Source organism: Acidovorax sp. GW821-FHT11A03 (genome assembly GCF_058809075.1).
Map to the genome: position 1 here is coordinate 179,832 of NZ_JBXASG010000003.1, position 19,864 is coordinate 199,695.

A 19,864-nucleotide genomic window follows, 5' to 3' on the forward strand; every position below is an offset into this window, starting at 1 on the left:
AGGATGTGTCGATTGGTTTCCGCCCGCCTGCTACCGCGCGCCCGCGGGCGCAGCGCCGGTGGCCTGCGCGGCTTCCTCGAAGCGGTCCACCGTGCGCAGCGTCTTGAACGCCAGCATCCAGCCGCCCACCACGCCCAGCGTGCACAGGCCGCCCACCACGGCCGCCGGCACCACGCCCAGCCACGACGCGCTGGTGCCGGCGCGGAACTCGCCCAGTTCGTTGGACGAGCCGATGAACAGCATGTTCACCGCGTTCACCCGCCCGCGCATGGTGTCGGGCGTGGAGAACTGCACCAGCGCGCCGCGGATGTACACGCTCACCATGTCGGCCGCGCCGGCCACCATCAGCGCCGCGAACGACAGCCAGAACCAGCTGGAGAGCGCGAACACCAGGTTGGCCGCGCCAAACACCGCCACGGCGATGAACATGGTGCGTCCCACATGGCGGTTGAAGGGGCGCATGCTCAGGTACAGCCCCGCGCCGACCTCGCCCACGGCCATGGCGCTGCGCAGCGCCCCCAGGCCCGCGGGGCCCACGTGCAGCACCTCCTGTGCATAGATGGGCAGCAGGGCCACCACGCCGCCCAGCAGCACCGCGAACAGGTCCAGCGAAATGGTGCCCAGGATGATCGGCCGCGAGCGGATGAAGGTGATGCCCGCCCCAAAGCGTTCGAACATCGTCCCCTGCGTGGGTCCGGGCGCCGTGGCGTGCGCCACCACCACGCGCAGGAGCAGCGCCACGCCCAGCCCGAAGCAGGCGCAGCACACGGCGTAGGTCAGTTCGCCGCCGCCGAGCGCATACAGCAGCCCGCCCAGCAGCGGCCCGCCGATGCTGGCCACGCGCATGAGCATGCTGTTGGCCGCGATGGCCTGCGCGAGCTGGCCGCGCGGCACGATCTGCGGCAGCAGGCTCTGCATGGCCGGGCCCGAGAACGCGCGCGAGCAGCCGTACAGCACCAGCACCGCATAGATGCCCGCCACGCCGCTGGCCCCGTGGCCCGACAGCCACCACAGCAGGGCGCTGCACAGCCCGCCCACGCTCCAGCTGATGGCCAGGATGCGCTTGCGCTCGAACCTGTCGATCAGGTCGCCCGCCGGCAGTAGCAGGCACAGCATAGGCAGGAACTGCGCCAGGCCCACATAGGCCAGCGCCAGCGGCTCGCGCGTGAGGTCGTACACCTGCCAGGCCACCACCACGGCCTGCACCTGCGTGGCCACGACGGCCACCACGCGGGCGATCAGAAAGGAAACAAAACCGGAATGGCGGTAGACGCTGGCGGCGGGCGCCATGGGCGTGGGCTCAGGGGTGGACATGGGCGGGGGAGGGGTGACGGATCGGCCCGGTGCGGTGCAATGCGCCGCCAGGCCTGGTGCGAAGGACCCTGGATGCTACCGGTTGTGCGGCGCCGCCCGGGCCCGCGCCGCGCAAAATCCCTCAAAGTGGCGCCGTGCTGGGCCGGCCGCGCCGCCGCATCCTCCGCCGTGGCGAGCGTGCACCTTGCCCTGGGGGCGCGGAAGGCTTCAGCGGCCGTGCCGGTGCCGGTAGTCCCAGGGCGCCAGCGGGCGCCGCTGGGACCACAGGCCCGCGCCGCCGCCCCGCGCCTGCTGCTGCAGCGGCGCCAGGTGCGGGTGGCTGGCGGCGTAGGGCGTGTACACCCAGGCCAGGCCGGCCCGCACCTGGGCCGCGGCCACGTCGGTGCCTGCGCAGCGCACATTGGCCACCGTGCGGCCATAGCTGTCCCGGTCCACGGCCTGCAAGGTGGCGCGCTGCCTGAAGCACAGCCGCGCCAGGTTCTGGCGGGACTTCTGTCCGAAGGCCTGGCGCGACTCGGGTGCGTCGATGGCGGCCACGCGCACCTTGACCTGCCGGTAGGCGCCGGGCGTACCGCAGCGCGCGGTGAGGGTGTCGCCGTCGCTGATGGCGACGACCAGGCACAAAAGGGTGGCGAGCGGCATGGATGGAGCGAAGCGGGGAAGCGGGTCGGGCCGAGGGGGCGGCGGCGGTGCGCACCCCCCCTGCCACTTTGATGGACGGACTGGAGAGTGGCGCTTGATATTCATTGGATTCTAGCTATCAATAGTGTAGCTTTCCGGCACTCTACTCCCACTCCGGTGGCGGCTGCGTGTGCGTCGTCTTTGCCCGTCCGGTGGCCGCTGTGGCGGGCACGCATCAACGCGCCACCGTTGAATGGCGGGGGCGGGGTTCAGGCAGGGTTTTGGGTGGTCATTGTGAGAAAATGTTTCACCCATGGGGCCAGGGCCTGCGACCGTGATTCGGCATGCAAGCGCCCACCTGCGCGGCCGGGCCGGTGGGCGAGGGCGCAAGCCTGCCACGGCCGCCCTCCAGGCGGGGGTGTGCGGCCCCGCTGCAATGTCGTGCCTGCGCGGCCGCCATCCCCCGTCGCCGCAAGGCAAGAAATCACCGAAGAAAGAGCTTCCGACCATGTCCTCCCCGCGCGTTCATGCCAGCCCGTTGTTCCTCAGCCTGCTTGCGGCCGCGATGTGGGGCCCTGCCGCGCAGGCGGCGGACGTCACGATCCGGCCGGCGGCGGGCTCGGGGTTTGCCGTCAAGGACGCCAGCGGAACGCAGATCCGCTTTCGCGTGGATGAGGGCGGCGCCATCGCCGCACCGGGGATCGGGGCTTCTCCGGCGGTGGCCAACCGGGTGTGCTACGGAGCGGCCGGCGTGCTCGGTCCGTGCCAGGCTTCGGCCGTGGGGGCCACGGGCGCCACCGGCCCCACGGGGCCGACCGGGCCCCAGGGGCCCGCGGGGGCCACCGGCGCCGCCGGCGGTGCGGGGCCTCAGGGGCTTCAGGGGCCTGTGGGGGCCACGGGGCCCGCAGGCGCGGCAGGAACCACGGGCACCGCGGGCCCCGCCGGTGCGACGGGGGCCACCGGGGCGGCCGGCTCGTTTGCGGGCAGCTACATGGGTGCCTGGTCCGCGGCCACGGCCTATGCCTCCGGCACGCTGGTCAGCCAGGGCGGCTCGACCTACCTGCAGGTATCGCCTTCGGACTCGATCAACGCCGACCCCTCCGTGAGCCCTGCCGTCTGGGCGCTGGTGGCGCAGGCAGGCGCGGCTGGCGCCACGGGAGCGACGGGCGCCACCGGCTCCGCTGGCGTCGCAGGGGCGGCTGGCGCGGCCGGGCCAGCGGGTGCGGCCGGTCCCGCGGGAGCCACGGGCCCGGCCGGGGCCACCGGCGCGACGGGGGCCACTGGCGCCACGGGTGACCTAACGGGGGCTGTCCAGTTCGCGCCCGCCGGGCAGCAGGCTGCCACCACGGCCAGCGCGCTCGTCAACCTCAAGCTAGTCGGTGCCGCCACGCTGGGTTCGGCCGGCAATACGCCACTGCTGTCGCTGTCTGCCAGCGGCCTGTACCTGGATGGACAAAACCACGACAAGGAGCGTGTGCGTGTGGACAACGACGGCGCCATCCTGTCGGTGGGCGACTTTTCCAACGGCATGGGGGGCGCGCCGGCCGAAGGCCCGGGCACGCGGTTCCTGTGGTATCCGCAAAAAGCGTCCCTGCGCGCCGGGCAGATCGACGGCACCCAGTGGGACGACGCCAACATCGGCATGTACTCCACGGCGTTCGGCTACAACGCCAGGGCTTCGGGCGACTATGGCTTCGCCGTGGGGCAGGGTACGGTGGCGGCCAACGGCAACTCCGTGGCCATGGGGCTGTACAACGTCGCCTCCGGCTTCGCGTCGGTGGCGCTGGGGATGGGCGCGCATACCAACGCGCGGCAGGGCTCGTTCGTTTTTGCCGACCGTTCGTTTCCCACCTTCTGCGACGGCGGCGTGTCCTGCTCGCCAGAAACCTACTTCCGCGCGGGGGTGAACAATTCCTTCAATGTGCGGGCCGCGGGCGGCGTGAACCTGTATACGAATGCCGCGGCCACCACCGGCCTGCGCATGAGCTATCTGTCCACCGGCGGGTCCAATTTCTACGGCAGCTTTGTGTGGACCGACCGCTCCAGCGATACCGCGATCACCCCGTCGGGCACGAACCAGGCCATCTTCCGGTCCTCGGGCGGCTTCACGATCTACACCGACGCGGGCCTGGCGGCCGGGGTCACGGTGGGCGCGGGGGGCGGCTCGTGGTCCTCCGTCTCCGACCGCAATCTCAAGGAGAACTTTGCGGCGGTCGATGGTGAAGACGTGTTGCGGCGCCTGCGCGCGGTGCCGGTGACCACCTGGAACTACAAGACAGAAGGCCTTGCGGTGCGCCACATGGGGCCCATGGCGCAGGATTTTTCCGCCGCTTTCCGCCTGGGGGACAGCGATACGAAAATTGCCACCATCGATCCTGACGGCGTGGCGCTGGCGGGTGTCCAGGCGCTGGACAAGCGCACGGTGGCGCAGCAGCAAAGGATCGATGCGCTCCAGAAGGACCTGCAGGCCAAGGAGGAGGCACTGGCCGCCATGGCCCAGCGCCTGCAGCGGCTGGAAAAGCTTCTCTCCCAGGCCAGGCCCTGAGGCGCGGGCGCAGCGGTGCGGACCAGGGCGCAGCAATTTGATACCTTGTGTGCGGGGGAACGGGCTGCCCGCTGACATCGCCACCCCGCCATGCGGGTCATACTGCGAAGCCATCGCAATGGGCCGCCGCCGGCGACCCCGTTGCCTCGCGCAAGGGAACTGCGGGCGGCCTGGCCCGTCACACCACTTCTTGGGCTGGCGCCCGCTTGCGGGCAGGCGCGGCCGATGATGATCCATGACACAAAAGGAGTGCCGGTTTGAGCTTTCCTTCGACCACCCCCATTGATCCAGGCGCCCTGGGCGCGCCTTCCTCCCGCGGATTTCCCGGCGGGGCGCCGGCTCTGCGCCGCGCCCGGACTTTCGTGGCGGCCCTGGCGGCAGGAGCCGCGGCGCTGGCCTTGCCAGGTTGCTCGGCCACGGGTGCCAAGACCTTCGCCGTGCCGGAGAACTTCGGATCGGTGGCCACCTACTCGCGCCTGTTCGATGCCACCCCGCAGCAGACCTGCGAGGCCTCGCGCCGCGCGCTGCTGAGCCAGGGCTACATCATCTCCACCCACCAGACGGAGCTGGTGGAAGGCAAGAAGAGCTTCCAGCCGGAGGCCGAGTCGCACCTGCAGATGGTGGTGCGCGTGGTGTGCCTGCCGGAGGCCAGCGATGGCAAGGTGAGCCTGGGGTTCGTGACCGCGCTGCAGGACACCTATGCGCTGCGCAAGACCAACAACTCCGCCAGCGTGGGCGTGGGCGCCATCGGCTCGGTCTCGCTGCCGTTTTCCGCCAGCAGCGAATCGCTGGTCAAGGTGGGGAGCGAGACCATCTCCAAGGACACGTTCTACGAGAGCTTCTTTGACCTCGTCAAACGGTACCTGGCGATCGACCAGGCCCAGGCGGCCGGAGGCTGAGGCCCTTGCGGGATGCGCGGGGCCTGGCGAAGCCGGGCGGCGGCCTCACTGCCCGCGCCAGCGCGCCACCTGCTCCCATCCCGCGGGCCAGTCGCCCAGGCCGCTGTCGGCATTCACATGGCCGAGCGCGCCCAGCACCACGTGTTCGGCGTTCCACGCGCCCGCGCACCGCGCCGAAAAACCGGGGGTGGAGTAGGGATCGCTGGTACTGCTCATCAGCATGAGCCTGTGCATTGTCGGCAGCGCGGCGGGCAGCGGGAAGAAGCCCCGGGCATCGGCGGGAAACGCCGGGCCCTCGGGGTCGGGCACGGCCACCAGCAGCAGGGCGTGCAGCGGCCGGTGGTGGCGTGCGGCCCAGTGCACCGCCACCAGGCAGCCCAGGCTGTGGGCGACCAGGATGGGGGGCTGCGCCGCCGCCGCGATGGCGTCGTCGAGCGCCTGTACCCACGCGTCGCACACGGGGTGATCCCAGTCCGCCTGCTCCACGCGCGCCACGTCCGCGTGCCGGGTTTGCCACAATGACTGCCAATGCCCGGGGCCGGAGTTGTGGATGCCGGGAATGAGCAAAACAGGTCGCGTCGCCATTGGTGTTCCTTGTCGTGAAAGCAGATCCATCACTGCCCCCCGACGATAGGAAAATCATGCCGCCGCGGCCAGCGGGCTTCATCGGAAAGCGCGCCCCCAAACCTTGAAAGCATCGCAAAGGAACCATCCCCGTGGAACTGGACAAGAAAGACCGGCAGATCCTCATGGCCCTGCAGGACGATGCGCGGCAGAGCCTGTCGGCGCTGGGCAAGAAGATCGGCCTGTCGCAGCCGGCGATGAGCGAGCGCGTGAAGAAGCTCGAGGACGCGGGGGTGATCTCGGGCTACGCGGCGCGCATCGACCTGGCCGCCGTGGGCCTGGGCCTGCAGGCCGTGGTGCGGGTGCGCACCACGCACGAGCACATCAAGCGCTACGTGCAGCTGTTCCAGTCCATGCCCGAAGTGCTGGATGCCGTGCGCGTGACGGGCGAGGACTGCTTCGTGGTGCGTTGCGCCTTCGGCCAGCCCGCCGACCTGGAGCGTGTGGTCGATGCGCTGGCGGCCCATGGCAGCGTGTCCACATCGCTGGTGCTGTCCCATCCCGTGCACAAGGCGGTGCCGCTGGCGTGAGGGGACGTGCAAGACGGGACGGCTTGCGGCGCTTGCAGTATCAATCTAGGTTGCTATATAAAATATAGCAAATCTTGCCTCTACGGCCGCGGCACCTCGTAGCGCAGCTCCGCGAAGATGCCGCCCAGCGTGGTCACGGACTTCAGGCGCAGCGTGGGCTGCACGATGGACCGCGGAAACAGCGGCGCGCCCGCGCCCAGCGTGACCGGTGCGATCTGCACGATCAGCTCGTCCAGCAGGCCCGCGTCATGGAACTGCCCCACGAGTTCGCCGCCACCCACGATCCACACATTGCGCCCTGCTGCGGCCCGCGCCATGGCCTGGTGCACGGGCCGCACGTCGCCCTGCACAAAGCGCACGTCGGCACCGGGAATCGCGCGCAGCCTGCGCGAACTGAACACCCACGTGGGCTGCGGGTAGGGCCAGGGCTGGCCCGCGTCGATGGCATTTCTGAGCATCCATTCGTAGGTGTGCGAGCCCATGGCCAGCGCGCCCACATCGCGGATGAAAGCGGGGTAGCTGGAGCCCTCGATCTCGCCAAACTGCAGCAGCCAGCCGAGGTCGTGGTCGGGCGTGGCGAGGAAGCCGTCGAGGCTGGAGGCGCCATAGAACTGGGTGGTCACGCGGATTCCTTCCGGTCGGTGGGTGGCCCTGCACTGTAGTGCGCGCTGGTGACAGCGTACTGGCAGCAATGGTGCGTTGCGCGCGGCCTCGCGGGGCCCTTGAAACCCTGTTCGCGCGGGCACGCGAATAGCGCGAGGAGCCGATAGAGTGCATTTTTAAAAATTGTACTGAGACAATTGATAGTCGTATTTGACAATCAATGTCGAAAAATCGAGACTGCATGCACCGACACACAGAGCCGATGCAGCCATGAAACGCCTGACCGACTACGCCAGCTACGCCGATGCCCAGAGCCACTTCGCGACCGAGCGCCTGTGGGATCTTTTCGATGGGGACCGCACTGCGTTCAACATCGCCCATGAGTGCGTGGACCGCCATGCCGGTGCGGGCCGCGATGCGGTGATCGTCTGCCGCGCCGATGGCGTGGACGAAACCATCACCTTCGACGAACTCTCGCGGGATTCGGCCCGTTTCGCACACTTCCTCGAAGGCCGCGGCGTGCAGCGCGGCGACCGTGTGGCGATCATGCTGGAGCCCTCGCGGGCGTTCTACACGGCGATGTTCGGCGTGATCAAGCGGGGCGCCATTGCCGTGCCGCTGTTCACGCTGTTCGGCCCCGATGGCGTACGCCTGCGGGTGGGCGACTGCAAGCCGAGCCTGCTCATTACCAACGAGGAAAAGCGCGGGGTCGTCGAGGGCCTGGGCACCACCGCGTTCGAGGTCTTCGATGACGTGCTGTGGCAGCAGCTGCTGGCGCTGCCTGCCACCTACGCCAGCACGTCGCGGGCCGACGACCTGGCCGTGTTCCAGTACACGTCCGGCACCACGCGGGAGCTGCCCGAGGCCGTGAAGCACACCCACAAGGCGCTGGTCACGCTGATGGTGGCCGCGCTGTACGGCACGGGGCTGCGCCCCGGCGACCGCTTCATGTGCCCGTCGTCCCCCGCCTGGGGGCACGGCCTGTGGCATGGCACGCTGGCGCCGCTGGCGCTAGGCCTGACGATCGGCAGCTACAGCGGCCGGTTCAACGCCGAGAGGCTGCTGCAGGCGCTGTCGGCCCACCGCTTCAACAACATGTCGGCCGCCGCCACGCACTACCGCATGATGAAGAACTGCGGCAAGGCGGGCGACCACGCCTATCACTTCACGAAGCTGTCGTTCACCGGCGAGCCCATCGACGACGACACGGCCGACTTCGTGCACGAGCGCTTTGGCCTGGAGGTGTGCAGCATGTACGGCACGACCGAGATCGGCGTGGTGCTGGTGAGCTACCCCGGCGCCAGCGACTTCCCGGTCAAGCGCGGCTCGCTCGGCAAGGCCGTGCCCGGCACCCGGGTCGAGGTGCACGACGCGCAGGGGCACATCTGCCCGCCGGGCACCACGGGGCAGCTCATGGTCTTGCGGCGCGGCCAGTGGATACCCACCAAGGACCTGGGCCGCACCGACGAGGACGGCTATTTCTTCCACGGCGGCCGCGCCGACGACGTGATCATTTCCGCGGGCTGGACCATGAGCGCGGTGGAGATCGAGAACGTCATCCTCATGCACGAGGACGTGCTCGAAGCCGCCGTGATCGGCGTGCCCGACGCACTGCGCGGGCAGGTCGTCAAGGCCTTCGTCGTGTCAGGCCGCGAGCGCAGCGAGGGCTTCATCGACGAGATCCAGAACCTTGTCAGGACCAAGCTCAGCCAGCACGAATACCCGCGCCACATCGCGTTCGTGGCGGAGCTGCCCAAGACCCCCGCCGGCAAGGTGCACCGCAAGGTCTTGCGGGAGCGCGAAGCGGTGGCCTGCGCCTGAGCACCCCGCCACCCGCGGTCCCTTCTTTCCTCCGTCTGTCCGTCCATCCATCCATTCATTCATCACCACCACCACCCCAAGGAGACTCCACCCATGTCCATTGCCACCACCCCGCAGCGCAGCTTTCCCAAGATCACCGACAGCGGCCTCGATGAACTGCGCGAGCGCATCGGCATCAAGATCGGCCAGACCGCCGAGCCCTGGTGCCACGAGGCCACGCGCGACAACATCCGCCACTACGCGCACGGCATCGGCGACGACAACCCCCTGTGGTGCGACCCCGACTACGCGGCCAGGAGCCACTACGGCGGCATCGTCGCGCTGCCCAGCTTCCTGTTCGCCACAAGCCGCATCGTGTCGGGCTATGTGGGCGGCCTGCCGGGCGTGCACGCCATGTGGTCGGGTGCGGACTGGACCTGGCACAAGCCCGTGCGCCGCAACGACGTGATCTCGACCGAGGCCTCGCTCAAGGACCTGATCGAGCACCAGACGCGTTTTGCCGGCCGAGCCATCCAGCAGATCTACCATGTGGACTTCTTCAACCAGGACGGCGACAAGGTGGCCGAGGCCGACAGCTGGTGCTTTCGCACCGAGCGCGACCATGCGCGGGAGCAGGGCAGCAAATACCAGAACGTGCGCGAACGCGGCCCGCGCCAGTACACCGACGAAGAGTTGAACGAGGCCTACAAGCTCTACCGCAACGAGGAAGTGCGCGGCGCCACGCCCCGCTACTGGGACGACGTGAACGTGGGCGACGAGCTGCCCACCATGTTCAAGGGGCCGATGACCGTGACCGGCTTCATCGCTTACGCGCAGGGCTGGGGCGGCCTGTACATCCGCGCCAACAAGCTGGCCTGGAAGCTGATCGACGCGCACCCGGGCGTGGGCATCAAGAACCGCTTCGGCATCCCGGACGTGCCCGAGCGCGTGCACTGGGAAGAAGACTTCGCGCTCGAAGTGGGCGCGCCCGGCGCGTACGACTACGGCCCCGAGCGCACCTCGTGGCTCACGCACCACCTCACCAACTGGATGGGCGACACGGGTTTCCTTCACAAGGCCAGCTGCAAGATTCGCCGCCACAACCCCGAGGGCGACATGCTCTTCATCAAGGGCAAGGTCACGCGCAAGTTCGAGGAGGGCGGCAAGCACCTGGTCGAGATCGCACAGGAGGCGCACAACCAGGACGGCGAGCTGTCGGTGCTTGGCGGTGGCGTGGTGGTGTTGCCCCGCCGCGGGTGAATAGCAGCATGACAAGCTTCAGCGCCCCGGCGCTGGAAGGCCTGCGGGTGGTGGACCTCACCCGCGTGCTCGCAGGCCCCCTATGCACCCAGATGCTCGCCGACAATGGCGCCCAGGTGGTCAAGATCGAGCCGCCAGGGGGCGACGAGACCCGGCACCTCGGACCGCCATACGACGACATGGGCCACTCCGCGTACTTTGCCGCGCTGAACCGGGGCAAGAAGGCCATCAGCCTGGACCTGAGCCAGCCCGACGCGCACGAGGTGCTGCACCGCCTGCTGCGGGATGCCGATGTGCTGGTGGAGAACTTCCTGCCCGGCACCATGGAGAAATGGGGCCTGGGCTACGAAGACGTGCTGGCCGAACGCTACCCGCGCCTCATCTACTGCGCCATCTCGGGCTTTGGCCGCGACGGGCCGCTGGGCGGCCTGCCGGGCTACGACGCGGTGCTGCAGGCGCAGTGCGGCCTGATGAGCATCAACGGCGAATCGGCCACGGGCGCCACGCGCATGGGCATTCCCATCGTGGACCATCTGACGGGCTATGTGGCGCTCACCGGCATCCTCATGGCCCTGTGCAGCCGGCACAAAAGCGGTGCCGGGCAGCGAGTGGAGGCCACGCTCTACGACACGGCGCTGAGCCTGCTGCTGCCGCATGCATCGAACTGGTTCGCGTCGAAGAAGGCCCCGGGCCTGCTGGGCAGCGCGCACCCCAACATCGCCCCGTACGACAAGTTCAGGGCGCGCGACGGGCATGTGTTCATCGGCATCCTCAACGATGGCCAGTTCCGCCGTTTCAGCCAGCACATCGGGCGCCCGGGCCTGCCCGAGGATCCCCGGTTCCACGCCAACGCAGACCGCATCGCGCACCGCCAGGCGCTCAAGGACATCATCGAGTCCGCGATTGCCGCGCAAGACTGCGAGCCGCTGTGCGAGGCGCTGATGCGTGTGGGGGTGCCCGCCGGGGTGGTGAACGACGTGCCGCAGGCGCTGGCCCAGGCGCACTGCGCGCACCGCGAGATGATCATCCGGCAGGGCGCGTTCACGGCGCTGCGTGGCCCGGCGCGGCTGTACGGCACCCCGGCCCTGCCGGGAGCGCCGCCCCCGGCTTTCAGCCAGCATGCCGACGAGGTGCTGGCCGATCTCGGATTCAATGACGCCCAGAGGCGGGACCTGTATACCCGGGGTGTCGCGCGCACCAGCCCTCTCTGATCTGCAGAGCATAAAAAATAAAGGAGACAAGCATGCGAACCTTCGCTGCCATCATGACCGCTGCCAGTTTGCTGTGGGCGATGCCCGCTGCCCACGCGCAGGCCCAGCACCCCAGCTATCCCACCAAGCCCATCCGCATCATCGTGGCCTATGCCGCGGGGCAGGGCACCGATGTGGCCACCCGATTTTTGGGCGAGCAGCTCGGCCGGGAACTGGGCCAGCCCATCGTCGTCGAGAACAGGGCCGGTGCCGGTGGCAACCTGGGCACCGAGCTCGCGGCCCAGGCCCCGGGCGACGGCTACACCCTGACCATGGGCACCAACGCCACCCATGTGCTCAACCAGTTTCTCTATGCGAAGCTGGCGTTCGACCCCGAGAAGGATTTCGAACCCATCGCCATGGTGGGCACGTTTCCCATGGTGCTGGCGGTGGGGGCCAATGCCCCCCACCATTCCGTGGCGGAACTGCTCGAATCCGTGAAACGCGCCCCCCGCTCGGCCGACATCGCGATGCCCAGCACCTCGGCGCGCCTGGTGGTCGAGTTCCTGAAGGAGCGCTCGTCGGCACCGCTGTTCGGCGTGCCCTACAAAGGCTCGGGCAACGCGGTGACCGATGTGCTGGGTGGCCAGCTGCCGGCGGTCATCGACACGCCCCTGGCGCTGCGGCCCCACATCGCGGCCGGCAAGCTGCGTGCCATTGGCGTCACGTCGGCAACCGCCAGCAACCTGGCGCCCGGCGTGAAGCCCATCGCGGAGCAGGGCCATCCGGGTTTCGAGTTCGTGGCGTGGAACGCGCTGTATGCGCCCAGGGGCACGCCGGCGGCGGTGACCGGTGTTCTCAATGCGGCGGTCAACAAGGTGCTGGCCCGGCCCGAAGTGCGCCAGCGCCTGCTGGAACTGGGCTTCGAGCCCGCGGGGGGAACGGCCGCGGCCCTGATCGAGTTCGCCAGGAAGGAGCGCCAGCGCTGGGCGCCCATCATCAAGGCCGCGGGCATCCGCGCGGACTGACGCAAGGCTCCGCTCAGGAGCCCGCCTGGAACGTGCCCGGGAAGAGATTCCCGGGCACTTCGATGGTGGCGGGCACATAGCGCAATTGGGCGCGCATCAGCGGGGTGCCCCCCGTCCGGCCGCGCTCCTCGCACCAGGCCTCGATGGCCACACACGCATCCTCGCCGCTGCTGGACACCAGGCGGCCCGTGAACGTCACACATTGGCCCAGCCGGGGCCGGGCCAGCAGCGTGGCGTCGGACAGCCCCACCAGCTCGACCGGCGCTCCAAAATGCTGCCCCGGCAGCACGGCCCCCGCGAGGTCCATGGTGGCCAGCAGCCAGCCCGTGGGCACCTGGCCGCTGGCATCGATGTCCGCGGGCATGGTGATGGTCTTGAGCAGCGTCTGTGCCGCCGCGGTACCGGGCGCCGGCATGGTCAGCTCCCGCCCAGCAGGCGAGACAGCTCGGCCGCCTCCCGCTGCATGACCTGGGCCAGCTGCTGCACCACGGCGGCACCCATCTGGCTGCTGAGCCCGACCACCACCAGGGTATGGACCAGCCGTCCGCCCGGCGCGAAGACGGGCACGGCCACGACCGTGATGCCGGCCATGAAGTTGTCGCGGTCCAGGCTCCAGCCCCGGGACCGCGTGAGCTCGACCTCCTTCTTCCAGGTGGTGTACGTGGGGGCCTTGTCCCACACCACCCGGGCGAATTTCTCCTTGAGCGCGGGCCAGCTTTCGCCGCTGTAGGCCGCGATCAGCCGCCCCGTGGCGCTGACCAGCGTCTCGAACTGGCTGCCCACATCGGTGTGGACCCGAAACGGCTGGCTGGAGCGGGACAGCGCCAGCACCATCACCGTCTGGCGCGATGTGATCTCCACCCCCATGGCCGTTACGCCGAACTGCGCGGCCAGGCGGTCGAGCACCGGCTGCACCAGCTGCGTGAAGCCGCCGCCCTCCAGCACGCTGCGGGCCAGGCTGATCATGCCGGTGCCCAGCGCGTAGCGCTTGGTCGACGGGTCGAGCGTGACCAGGTCTTCGGCCACCAGCACCCGCAGGATGTGCAGGCAGGTGCTGGGCACCAGGTATAAGGCTTCGGCCACCGTCTTCAGCGTGAGCGGCTGCTTGTGCTCGCCCAGCAGCCGCAGGATGGCGATGGAGCGTGTCACGGCGGGCACGGGCCGCACGCGCACGCCTTTGGTCGGCTTGGTGTCGGCGGGGGGCGGGGCGGGCTTGGAGCGGGAGGCCATGGGCGGGTTCTGGAGCTTCAAACCGGCAAGCGTAAACCCATTTGTGGCCGCGTCGGCTGCAGCGCCGTGGTGCGGCCGGGCGCCGAAGAGAGCCATCAGGCTGTGGTGGGCGGGAATGTCCAGGGCGCGCTCCTTGTCAGGGTGCAAAGGAATTTCGGCCACGGCGTGGCGGCGGGCAGATGCCGGTGCGGGGCTGGCCGTCTTCATTTCATGGCTTTCATGAGCGCATGGGCCGTCAGCACCAGGCTCGCGCCCGCGCGCAGCTCGCCGCGCATGAAGACCAGGCTGCCGGTGCGCTCGATCACCTCGGCCCGCGCCTCGACGAACTGGCCGGGCCGCACCGGGCTCACGAAATGGGAATCGAGCTGCAGCGTGACGCAGGGGCTGCGGCCGCAGGCTTCCCAGGCCACGGCGCTGAGGGCGTGGTCCATCAGGGTCATCAGCGCGCCGCCGTGGGCCGCCCCCGCGGGGTTGAGGTGCTGCGGTCCGACCGCGAAGCCATAGGCCCAGCCATGGTCTTCCCGCTGGGCCCACAGCGGCCCCGCGTGCTGGATGAAGCCGGCCAGGCTGCGCGCCTTCCAGCCCGTGCCTGGGGGAGAGAGGGTATCGGGCAATGTGAACTCCTCGCACCTGTCTGCAGGGCAGGTGGTGGAGGCAAATTGTACTTTTGAAAAATAATTGTATTAGTACAAAATGCCTTGGGCATGAAGCTGCCCGGCCTGCGCGCCCATCCGCAGGCCGGGCCAAAAGCCCTGGAGCCGGCCGGCGGAATGGGCCGGGCCGCAGGAATCGCCGGAGTCCCTCAGGGCAGCTGCACCGTGTCCGCCAGGTGCCCGTACACCGCCGCGATGCGCCGCAGGTGGCGCGATTCGGGGTGCGTGAGCAGCCACAGCCCGTTGTCGCACTCGGGCAGCGAGCCGGTGAGCGGGCGCAGGTCGCCGCGGCCCTGGGCCAGGAAGGTGGGCAACACGCCTACGCCCGCGCCCCGGGCCACCAGTTCCATCACGGTGAGCAGGCTGTTGACGCGGTAGGTGGGTTGCGCCCTGGGGTACTGCTTCTTGCGCCAGCGCACCGAGGGGTGGCCGGGCATGGAGTCGTCGGGCGCGACCCAGGCCGCGCGGCCCGCCTCCACGTCGGACAGTGCCAGCGGGTTCGAGGCTGCGGTGTACAGCGCCGAACGGATCATGCCCAGCTGCCGGCCCACCAGGTGTTGCGGCGGGCGCCTGGTGGCGCGCACGGCGATGTCGGTGTCGCGCCGCGTGAGGCTCACCAGTTCATTGCCCGCATGCAGCTCGTACACCAGGGCCGGGTGGCGGGGCTGCAGCACCTGCAGGGCGGGGGCGATGAGGCCCTGCAGGATGGTGTCGGTGGTGGAGATGCGCACCGTGCCCGAGACCTGCTCGGGCTGCGCCTGCGTGGCGGTGCGGGCGGCCTCCAGCGCGGCTTCCACGCGCTCGGCCTGCTCGGCCAGGGCCTGGGCCAGCTCCGAGGCGCGGTAGCCCGCGCGCGAGCGCTCGAACAGCGGCTGGCCCAGCCCGCGCTCGATGCGCTGGATGGCGCGGAACACGGTGGACGCATCCACGCCCAGCCGCTCACCGGCCGCCGCCAGCGTGCCGGTGCGCACCATGGCCAGCAGCACCTCCAGCTCGGCGGCGCCCAGGCGGTATTGCGATGATGCAATGGATGTTTTCATGAATGCGTATTTTGTTTGCGTAAATGCAATCATAAATTCTGCCTGTCGCCCGTGCCACCGCTGTGTGCAGCGGCGATGCTCCCAACCCCTTTTTGCACAGAAAGCCCGCCACTGCCATGAAGCTCTACTACGCCCCCGGCGCCTGCTCGCTCGCCGTCCACATTGCGCTGCGCGAGGTCGGCGTCCCCTTCGACCTGACCAAGGTGGACCTGGCGCACCACACCACCGAGACGGGTGCCAGCTACCTCGACATCTCCCCGCGCGGCTACGTGCCCTTGCTGGAGCTGGACGACCAGTCGCGCCACACCGAAGGCGCGGCGCTGTTGCAGTACGTGGCCGACCTGGACCCGGCGCAGGCGCTGATCGGCAAGCCCGGCTCGCGCGAGCGCCTGGCCGTGCTGGAGTGGCTCACCTTCGTCAGCACCGAGCTGCACAAGGGCTTCAGCCCCTGGCTGTGGCACAAGGAAACGGCCGAGTCCACGCGGCAGGCGGCCAAGGCCAAGCTGGCCGCGCGTTTTGCGGAGCTGGATGCCGTGCTCTCGCGCAGCGACTTCCTGGCGGGCGCGTACAGCGTGGCCGATGCGTATGGCTTCACCATCGTCAACTGGGCCCACCTGCTGGGCATGCCGCTCACGGCCTACCCGCATCTGCAGGCCTGGATGGCACGCGTGGCGGCCCGCCCGCAGGTGCAGGCCGCGCTGCGCGCCGAGGGGCTGGCACCGTGAGCGCAGCAGCGGCTGGCGCGCCCGCGCTCACGCTGGTCTCGCACGCGCTGTGCCCGTATGTGCAGCGCGTGGCCATCGTGCTGCGCGAGAAGGGCCTGGCGTTCGAGCGCCGCACCATCGATCTCGCCCACAAGCCCGGCTGGTTCCTGGCCCTCTCGCCGCTGGGCAAGACGCCGGTATTGCAGGTGCGCGGCCAGAGCCTGTTCGAGTCGGCGGTGATCTGCGAGTACCTGGACGAGGTGGCCATGCCCGCGCTGCACCCGCAAGACCCGCTGCAGCGCGCCCGCCACCGCGCGTGGATGGAGTTTGGCTCCACGGTGCTCAACACCATCGGCGCTTTTTACGCCGCGCCGGATGAAGCCGCGCTGCGGGCCCGCGCGCAGGAGCTGCGCGGCCGCTTCGTGCAGCTCGAAGAAGCGCTGGGTGCGTTCAGCGGCGCGGGGCCGTACTTTGCGGGGCCGGATTTCGGCATGGTGGATGTGGTGTTCGGCCCCGTGTTCCGGTACTTCGACGTCATCGACACGTTGCCGGGCGTGGACGGCCTGGGTCTCTGGCAAGGCTTGCCACGTGTGCTGCGCTGGCGCACAGCGCTGGCCGCGCGCGCCTCGGTGCAGCAGGCCGTCAGTGCGGACTATGCCGAAGGGCTGCGCGTGTTCCTGCGGGCGCGCGGCTCGGCACTGTCGCGCCGCATGGACGCGGTGGCGGCGTAGCTGCCTCGATTCAATCGGCCCAGGTGCCCGGCGCCAGCCCGTCGAGCGTGTAGGGCCCGATGGCCGCGCGGATGAGCCGCAGCGTGGGGTGGCCCACGGCGGCCGTCATGCGCCGCACCTGGCGGTTGCGGCCTTCGCGGATGACGAGTTCGATCCACGCGGTGGGGATGGCCTTGCGCTCGCGGATGGGCGGGTTGCGCGCCCACACGGCAGGCGCGGGCGCCAGCAGGCGCGCGCGGGCGGGCAGGGTGGGGCCGTCGTTCAGCACCACGCCGCTGCGCAGCGCGGCCAGCGCGGCTTCGCCCGGGATGCCTTCCACCTGCACCCAGTAGGTCTTCTCCATCTTGAAGCGCGGGTCGGCAATGCGGGCCTGCAACGGCCCGTCGTTGGTCAGCAGCAGCAGCCCTTCGCTGTCGGCGTCCAGCCGCCCCGCCACATACACGCCGGGCAGGTCGATGTAGTCCTTCAGGCCCTGCCACTTGCCTTCGGCGGTGAACTGGCTCAGCACGCCATAGGGTTTGTTGAAGCGGATCAGGCGCGAGGTCATGCGGGGAATTGTGTTTGAATCAAATTGGCCGCTGGCGCTTGTCCATCAAGCGCAAGAAGCTATCAAAATAATAGCTATGCGGGGACAAACAGCGCCGGGTCCACCATGGTGCGGTTGAGCATCACGCCCCAGTGCAGGTGCGGGCCGGTCACGCGGCCGGTGGCGCCCACCTTGCAGAACGCGTCGCCCGCGTTCACCACCTCGCCCACGCGCACGTCCTTGCTGCTGAGGTGGGCGTACACGGTGAGCAGGCCCCGGCCGTGGTCGAGCCACACCGTGCCGCCGCTGAAGAAGTAGTCGCCCACGTCGATCACCCGGCCCGCCAGCGGCGCCACGATGGGCGTGCCCGTGGGCGCGGCGATGTCCATGCCGCTGTGCGGGTTGCGCGGCTGGCCGTTGAACACGCGCCGCAGCCCGAACGAGCTGGAGCGCCGCCCCGGCACCGGCACGCGCATGCGCAGCGATGCCGGCGCCTGGCCCGCGGGTTGCTCGGTGAAGGTGGCCATCACCTGGGCCTGGTGCTCGCGCTCGCGCTCGTAGCGCGCCTGGTCCTCGGGCGAGAGGTCCACTGTGCGCGGCGACACCTGCAGGTGCTGCTCCTTGTACTGCTTGTGCGCCACGGTGTAGTGCACCAGCCGCGGGCTGCCGCCGCCTTCGGCCAGCACGGTGATGAACGCATCGCCGGGCGCGGCGGCCAGCGGGATGCCCACGAGGGCGGTCCATTCGATGGCGTCGCCCACCACCCGCAGCGGCACATCCACATCGCCCTGGCGCACCTGCGCCACCGGCCGCGTGGCCGCGGGCCCGAGCGACAGCCGCGCCACGCCCCCCGGCACCTGCAGCGCCTGGGGCCATACGGTGGGCGCGGGTGGCAAGGGCTTGGCGTGCAGCAGCCCCAGCATGGCGGGCTGCGCCAGAAGACCCGCCGCTCCCACCAGGGCGCTGCGACGGTTGATGGGGAGGGCGGGGTGGACGAGGGCAGGGCGGGCAGATTCAGACACGGCAGGGCAGGGATAAAAAGCGCAGTGGTGTGTGTTTGGGGAGACGGTGCGATGCGGCCGCTGTCGCGACCCGCACCAGCGATTGTGCCCCCGGTGTTGGCGGTGTCCGCCTACATTGCTCCGCCGGGCCGCCACCTACCATCGCGCCATGCCGAAAGCCGCCCACCGCCGCCGCCCTTCCACCCTGCTCACGGTTTTTCTCACGGCCCTGGCCACGGGCGCGCTGGTGTTGCTGGCGCTCAACTTCACGGCCGGCGAGAAGAAGGTGCAGCAACAACTGCCGCGCCTGTACAGCACCGCCCACCCGCAGTTCGAACGCGCGCTGGGCAGCCTGCTGGGCCCGGGCATCGTGGGCGGCAATGCGGTGACCGAGCTGCTCAACGGCGACCAGATCTTTCCGCCCATGCTGGCGGCCATCCAGGCGGCGCAAAAAAGCGTCACGTTCGAGACGTACATCTACTGGTCGGGCGACATCGGCAAGCAGTTTGCCGACGCCCTGAGCGAGCGCGCCCGCGCCGGCGTGCCGGTGCATGTGCTGCTCGACTGGGTGGGCAGCGCCAAGATGGAAGAGAGCTACCTGGCCGAGATGAAGGAGGCGGGCGTGCAGATCGAGAAGTTCCACAAGCCCCATTGGTACAACCTGGCGCGCCTGAACAACCGCACCCACCGCAAGCTGCTGGTGGCGGACGGGCAGGTGGCGTTCACCGGTGGCGTGGGCATCGCGCCCGAGTGGACGGGCCACGCACAGGACCCCGACCACTGGCGCGACTCGCACTACCTGGTGCGCGGCCCCGCCGTGGCGCAGATGCAGGCCACATTTCTGGACAACTGGCTCAAGGTCACCGGCAAGGTGCTGCATGGCGAGGCGTACTTCCCGGCCATCGCGCCGGCGGGCACGCAAAAGGCGCAGATGTTCTCCAGCTCGCCTTCGAGCGGCAGCGAGAGCATGCAGCTCATGTACCACCTGGCCATCACGGCGGCCGAGCGCAGCATCGACCTGTCGGTGGCGTACTTCGTGCCCGATGAACTGACCCGCAAGTTGCTGATGGACGCCCTGGCGCGCGGCGTGCGCGTGCGCCTGGTCACCCCCGGCGAACACACCGACACCGAGACGGTGAAAGCCGCATCCCGCGCCACCTGGGGCGAGCTGCTGCAGGCCGGGGCCGAGATCTATGAGTACACGCCCACCATGTACCACTGCAAGGTCATGATCGTGGACCAGCTGCTGGTGTCGGTGGGCTCCACCAATTTCGACAACCGCTCGTTCCGCCTGAACGACGAGGCCAATCTCAACGTGTACGACACGGCATTCGCCAGGCGCCAGACAGCGGTGTTTGAAGACGACATCCGGCGGTCACGCCGCGTGACGTACGAGGCCTGGCGGGACCGCCCGCTGCGGGAGAAGGCGCACGAGAAACTGACGGGCTGGCTGCGCTCGCAGCTGTAACGGTGCTTGAATGAAATAGGGCGCCAGCGCTCCTGGTGAAAGCGCCGGCTGCTATCAAAAGTGTAGTTTTCTGCTTTGGATGCGGGGAGGGGAGGGG

General features: G+C 69.5%; 20 protein-coding genes. 10 read left to right on the forward strand and 10 right to left on the reverse strand.

Annotated features, from left to right (window positions below; genetic code table 11):
* Positions 1–30: 30 nt before the first annotated feature.
* Both AC1RVY_RS07960 and AC1RVY_RS07965 read right to left on the reverse strand, forming a co-directional pair.
* Entirely contained in the window at positions 31–1,314 is a 1,284-nt protein-coding gene (locus tag AC1RVY_RS07960; RefSeq protein ID WP_218293982.1) for an MFS transporter, read from the reverse strand.
* Between the two features lie 207 nt (positions 1,315–1,521).
* The gene (locus tag AC1RVY_RS07965; RefSeq protein ID WP_492806091.1) at positions 1,522–1,956 is read right to left on the reverse strand and encodes a thermonuclease family protein; all 435 of its coding nucleotides are present in this window, start codon (positions 1,954–1,956) and stop codon (positions 1,522–1,524) included.
* Between the two features lie 487 nt (positions 1,957–2,443).
* On the opposite strand from AC1RVY_RS07965, the gene AC1RVY_RS07970 reads away from it, so the two are divergent.
* Both AC1RVY_RS07970 and AC1RVY_RS07975 read left to right on the forward strand, forming a co-directional pair.
* The gene (locus AC1RVY_RS07970; RefSeq protein WP_492806093.1) at positions 2,444–4,480 is read left to right on the forward strand and encodes a tail fiber domain-containing protein; all 2,037 of its coding nucleotides are present in this window, start codon (positions 2,444–2,446) and stop codon (positions 4,478–4,480) included.
* Between the two features lie 362 nt (positions 4,481–4,842).
* Entirely contained in the window at positions 4,843–5,379 is a 537-nt protein-coding gene (locus tag AC1RVY_RS07975) for a DUF2242 domain-containing protein (protein WP_370627835.1), read from the forward strand.
* A gap of 45 nt (positions 5,380–5,424) precedes the next feature.
* Here the strand turns inward: AC1RVY_RS07975 and AC1RVY_RS07980 are convergent, their stop codons facing one another.
* Entirely contained in the window at positions 5,425–5,964 is a 540-nt protein-coding gene (locus tag AC1RVY_RS07980) for an RBBP9/YdeN family alpha/beta hydrolase (RefSeq protein WP_369641948.1), read from the reverse strand.
* Positions 5,965–6,095: 131 nt separating this feature from the next.
* Here AC1RVY_RS07980 and AC1RVY_RS07985 point away from each other — a divergent pair, with 131 nt between their 5' ends.
* A complete protein-coding gene (locus AC1RVY_RS07985; protein ID WP_218293986.1) occupies positions 6,096–6,533 on the forward strand; it encodes an Lrp/AsnC family transcriptional regulator in 438 nt (145 codons plus the stop codon).
* Positions 6,534–6,613: 80 nt separating this feature from the next.
* Here the strand turns inward: AC1RVY_RS07985 and AC1RVY_RS07990 are convergent, their stop codons facing one another.
* On the reverse strand, positions 6,614–7,156 hold the full coding sequence (locus AC1RVY_RS07990; protein WP_218293987.1) for a dihydrofolate reductase family protein: 543 nt from the start codon (positions 7,154–7,156) through the stop codon (positions 6,614–6,616).
* Between the two features lie 250 nt (positions 7,157–7,406).
* Between AC1RVY_RS07990 and AC1RVY_RS07995 the strand changes: the two genes are divergently transcribed.
* From AC1RVY_RS07995 to AC1RVY_RS08010, 4 genes are all read left to right on the forward strand, one after another.
* Complete coding sequence (locus AC1RVY_RS07995; RefSeq protein WP_492806095.1) at positions 7,407–8,957, forward strand: acetate--CoA ligase; 1,551 nt, start codon at positions 7,407–7,409, stop codon at positions 8,955–8,957.
* 99 nt (positions 8,958–9,056) lie between these two features.
* Positions 9,057–10,196 (forward strand): FAS1-like dehydratase domain-containing protein, encoded by a 1,140-nt coding sequence (locus tag AC1RVY_RS08000; protein WP_218294456.1) that lies wholly within the window; start codon positions 9,057–9,059, stop codon positions 10,194–10,196.
* Between the two features lie 8 nt (positions 10,197–10,204).
* Entirely contained in the window at positions 10,205–11,407 is a 1,203-nt protein-coding gene (locus tag AC1RVY_RS08005) for a CaiB/BaiF CoA transferase family protein (RefSeq protein WP_492806097.1), read from the forward strand.
* Positions 11,408–11,439: 32 nt separating this feature from the next.
* Positions 11,440–12,414 (forward strand): Bug family tripartite tricarboxylate transporter substrate binding protein, encoded by a 975-nt coding sequence (locus AC1RVY_RS08010; protein ID WP_492245613.1) that lies wholly within the window; start codon positions 11,440–11,442, stop codon positions 12,412–12,414.
* A 13-nt stretch (positions 12,415–12,427) separates the two neighbouring features.
* Here AC1RVY_RS08010 and AC1RVY_RS08015 read toward each other — a convergent pair whose 3' ends face one another.
* From AC1RVY_RS08015 to AC1RVY_RS08030, 4 genes are all read right to left on the reverse strand, one after another.
* Positions 12,428–12,829 carry a hypothetical protein gene (locus tag AC1RVY_RS08015; RefSeq protein ID WP_492806099.1) on the reverse strand — a complete coding sequence of 134 codons (402 nt, stop codon included), beginning with the start codon at positions 12,827–12,829 and terminating at the stop codon, positions 12,428–12,430.
* Between the two features lie 2 nt (positions 12,830–12,831).
* Complete coding sequence (locus AC1RVY_RS08020) at positions 12,832–13,644, reverse strand: IclR family transcriptional regulator (RefSeq protein WP_492806101.1); 813 nt, start codon at positions 13,642–13,644, stop codon at positions 12,832–12,834.
* Between the two features lie 203 nt (positions 13,645–13,847).
* On the reverse strand, positions 13,848–14,258 hold the full coding sequence (locus AC1RVY_RS08025; RefSeq protein ID WP_218293992.1) for a PaaI family thioesterase: 411 nt from the start codon (positions 14,256–14,258) through the stop codon (positions 13,848–13,850).
* A 188-nt stretch (positions 14,259–14,446) separates the two neighbouring features.
* Positions 14,447–15,337, reverse strand: coding sequence for a LysR family transcriptional regulator (locus AC1RVY_RS08030; protein ID WP_218293993.1), 891 nt, complete (start codon positions 15,335–15,337; stop codon positions 14,447–14,449).
* 116 nt (positions 15,338–15,453) lie between these two features.
* Here AC1RVY_RS08030 and gstA point away from each other — a divergent pair, with 116 nt between their 5' ends.
* Positions 15,454–16,062, forward strand: a complete 609-nt coding sequence (gene gstA, locus AC1RVY_RS08035; protein WP_369641954.1) for a glutathione transferase GstA — start codon at positions 15,454–15,456, stop codon at positions 16,060–16,062.
* The gene (locus AC1RVY_RS08040; RefSeq protein WP_492806104.1) at positions 16,059–16,772 is read left to right on the forward strand and encodes a glutathione S-transferase family protein; all 714 of its coding nucleotides are present in this window, start codon (positions 16,059–16,061) and stop codon (positions 16,770–16,772) included. The genes gstA and AC1RVY_RS08040 overlap by 4 nt, the downstream gene beginning before the upstream one ends.
* A 10-nt stretch (positions 16,773–16,782) precedes the next feature.
* On the opposite strand, the gene AC1RVY_RS08045 is transcribed toward AC1RVY_RS08040, so the two are convergent.
* Together AC1RVY_RS08045 and AC1RVY_RS08050 are read right to left on the reverse strand one after the other, a co-directional pair.
* Positions 16,783–17,319 carry a pseudouridine synthase gene (locus AC1RVY_RS08045; RefSeq protein WP_492806106.1) on the reverse strand — a complete coding sequence of 179 codons (537 nt, stop codon included), beginning with the start codon at positions 17,317–17,319 and terminating at the stop codon, positions 16,783–16,785.
* A 74-nt stretch (positions 17,320–17,393) separates the two neighbouring features.
* Positions 17,394–18,320 (reverse strand): peptidoglycan DD-metalloendopeptidase family protein, encoded by a 927-nt coding sequence (locus tag AC1RVY_RS08050; protein WP_492806108.1) that lies wholly within the window; start codon positions 18,318–18,320, stop codon positions 17,394–17,396.
* 148 nt (positions 18,321–18,468) lie between these two features.
* Between AC1RVY_RS08050 and AC1RVY_RS08055 the strand changes: the two genes are divergently transcribed.
* On the forward strand, positions 18,469–19,767 hold the full coding sequence (locus AC1RVY_RS08055; protein ID WP_218293998.1) for a phospholipase D-like domain-containing protein: 1,299 nt from the start codon (positions 18,469–18,471) through the stop codon (positions 19,765–19,767).
* Positions 19,768–19,864 lie beyond the last annotated feature (97 nt).

Bases quoted from the DNA above. Each gene is read 5' to 3' on its own strand.
- AC1RVY_RS08020 (WP_492806101.1), bottom strand. From the start codon at position 13,644: ATGGCCTCCCGCTCCAAGCCCGCCCCGCCCCCCGCCGACACCAAGCCG.
- AC1RVY_RS07970 (WP_492806093.1), top strand. From the start codon at position 2,444: ATGTCCTCCCCGCGCGTTCATGCCAGCCCGTTGTTCCTCAGCCTGCTT.
- AC1RVY_RS08005 (WP_492806097.1), top strand. From the start codon at position 10,205: ATGACAAGCTTCAGCGCCCCGGCGCTGGAAGGCCTGCGGGTGGTGGAC.
- gstA (WP_369641954.1), top strand. From the start codon at position 15,454: ATGAAGCTCTACTACGCCCCCGGCGCCTGCTCGCTCGCCGTCCACATT.
- AC1RVY_RS07995 (WP_492806095.1), top strand. From the start codon at position 7,407: ATGAAACGCCTGACCGACTACGCCAGCTACGCCGATGCCCAGAGCCAC.
- AC1RVY_RS08010 (WP_492245613.1), top strand. From the start codon at position 11,440: ATGCGAACCTTCGCTGCCATCATGACCGCTGCCAGTTTGCTGTGGGCG.
- AC1RVY_RS08030 (WP_218293993.1), bottom strand. From the start codon at position 15,337: ATGAAAACATCCATTGCATCATCGCAATACCGCCTGGGCGCCGCCGAG.
- AC1RVY_RS07965 (WP_492806091.1), bottom strand. From the start codon at position 1,956: ATGCCGCTCGCCACCCTTTTGTGCCTGGTCGTCGCCATCAGCGACGGC.
- AC1RVY_RS07980 (WP_369641948.1), bottom strand. From the start codon at position 5,964: ATGGCGACGCGACCTGTTTTGCTCATTCCCGGCATCCACAACTCCGGC.
- AC1RVY_RS08045 (WP_492806106.1), bottom strand. From the start codon at position 17,319: ATGACCTCGCGCCTGATCCGCTTCAACAAACCCTATGGCGTGCTGAGC.
- AC1RVY_RS08015 (WP_492806099.1), bottom strand. From the start codon at position 12,829: ATGCCGGCGCCCGGTACCGCGGCGGCACAGACGCTGCTCAAGACCATC.
- AC1RVY_RS08055 (WP_218293998.1), top strand. From the start codon at position 18,469: ATGCCGAAAGCCGCCCACCGCCGCCGCCCTTCCACCCTGCTCACGGTT.
- AC1RVY_RS07960 (WP_218293982.1), bottom strand. From the start codon at position 1,314: ATGTCCACCCCTGAGCCCACGCCCATGGCGCCCGCCGCCAGCGTCTAC.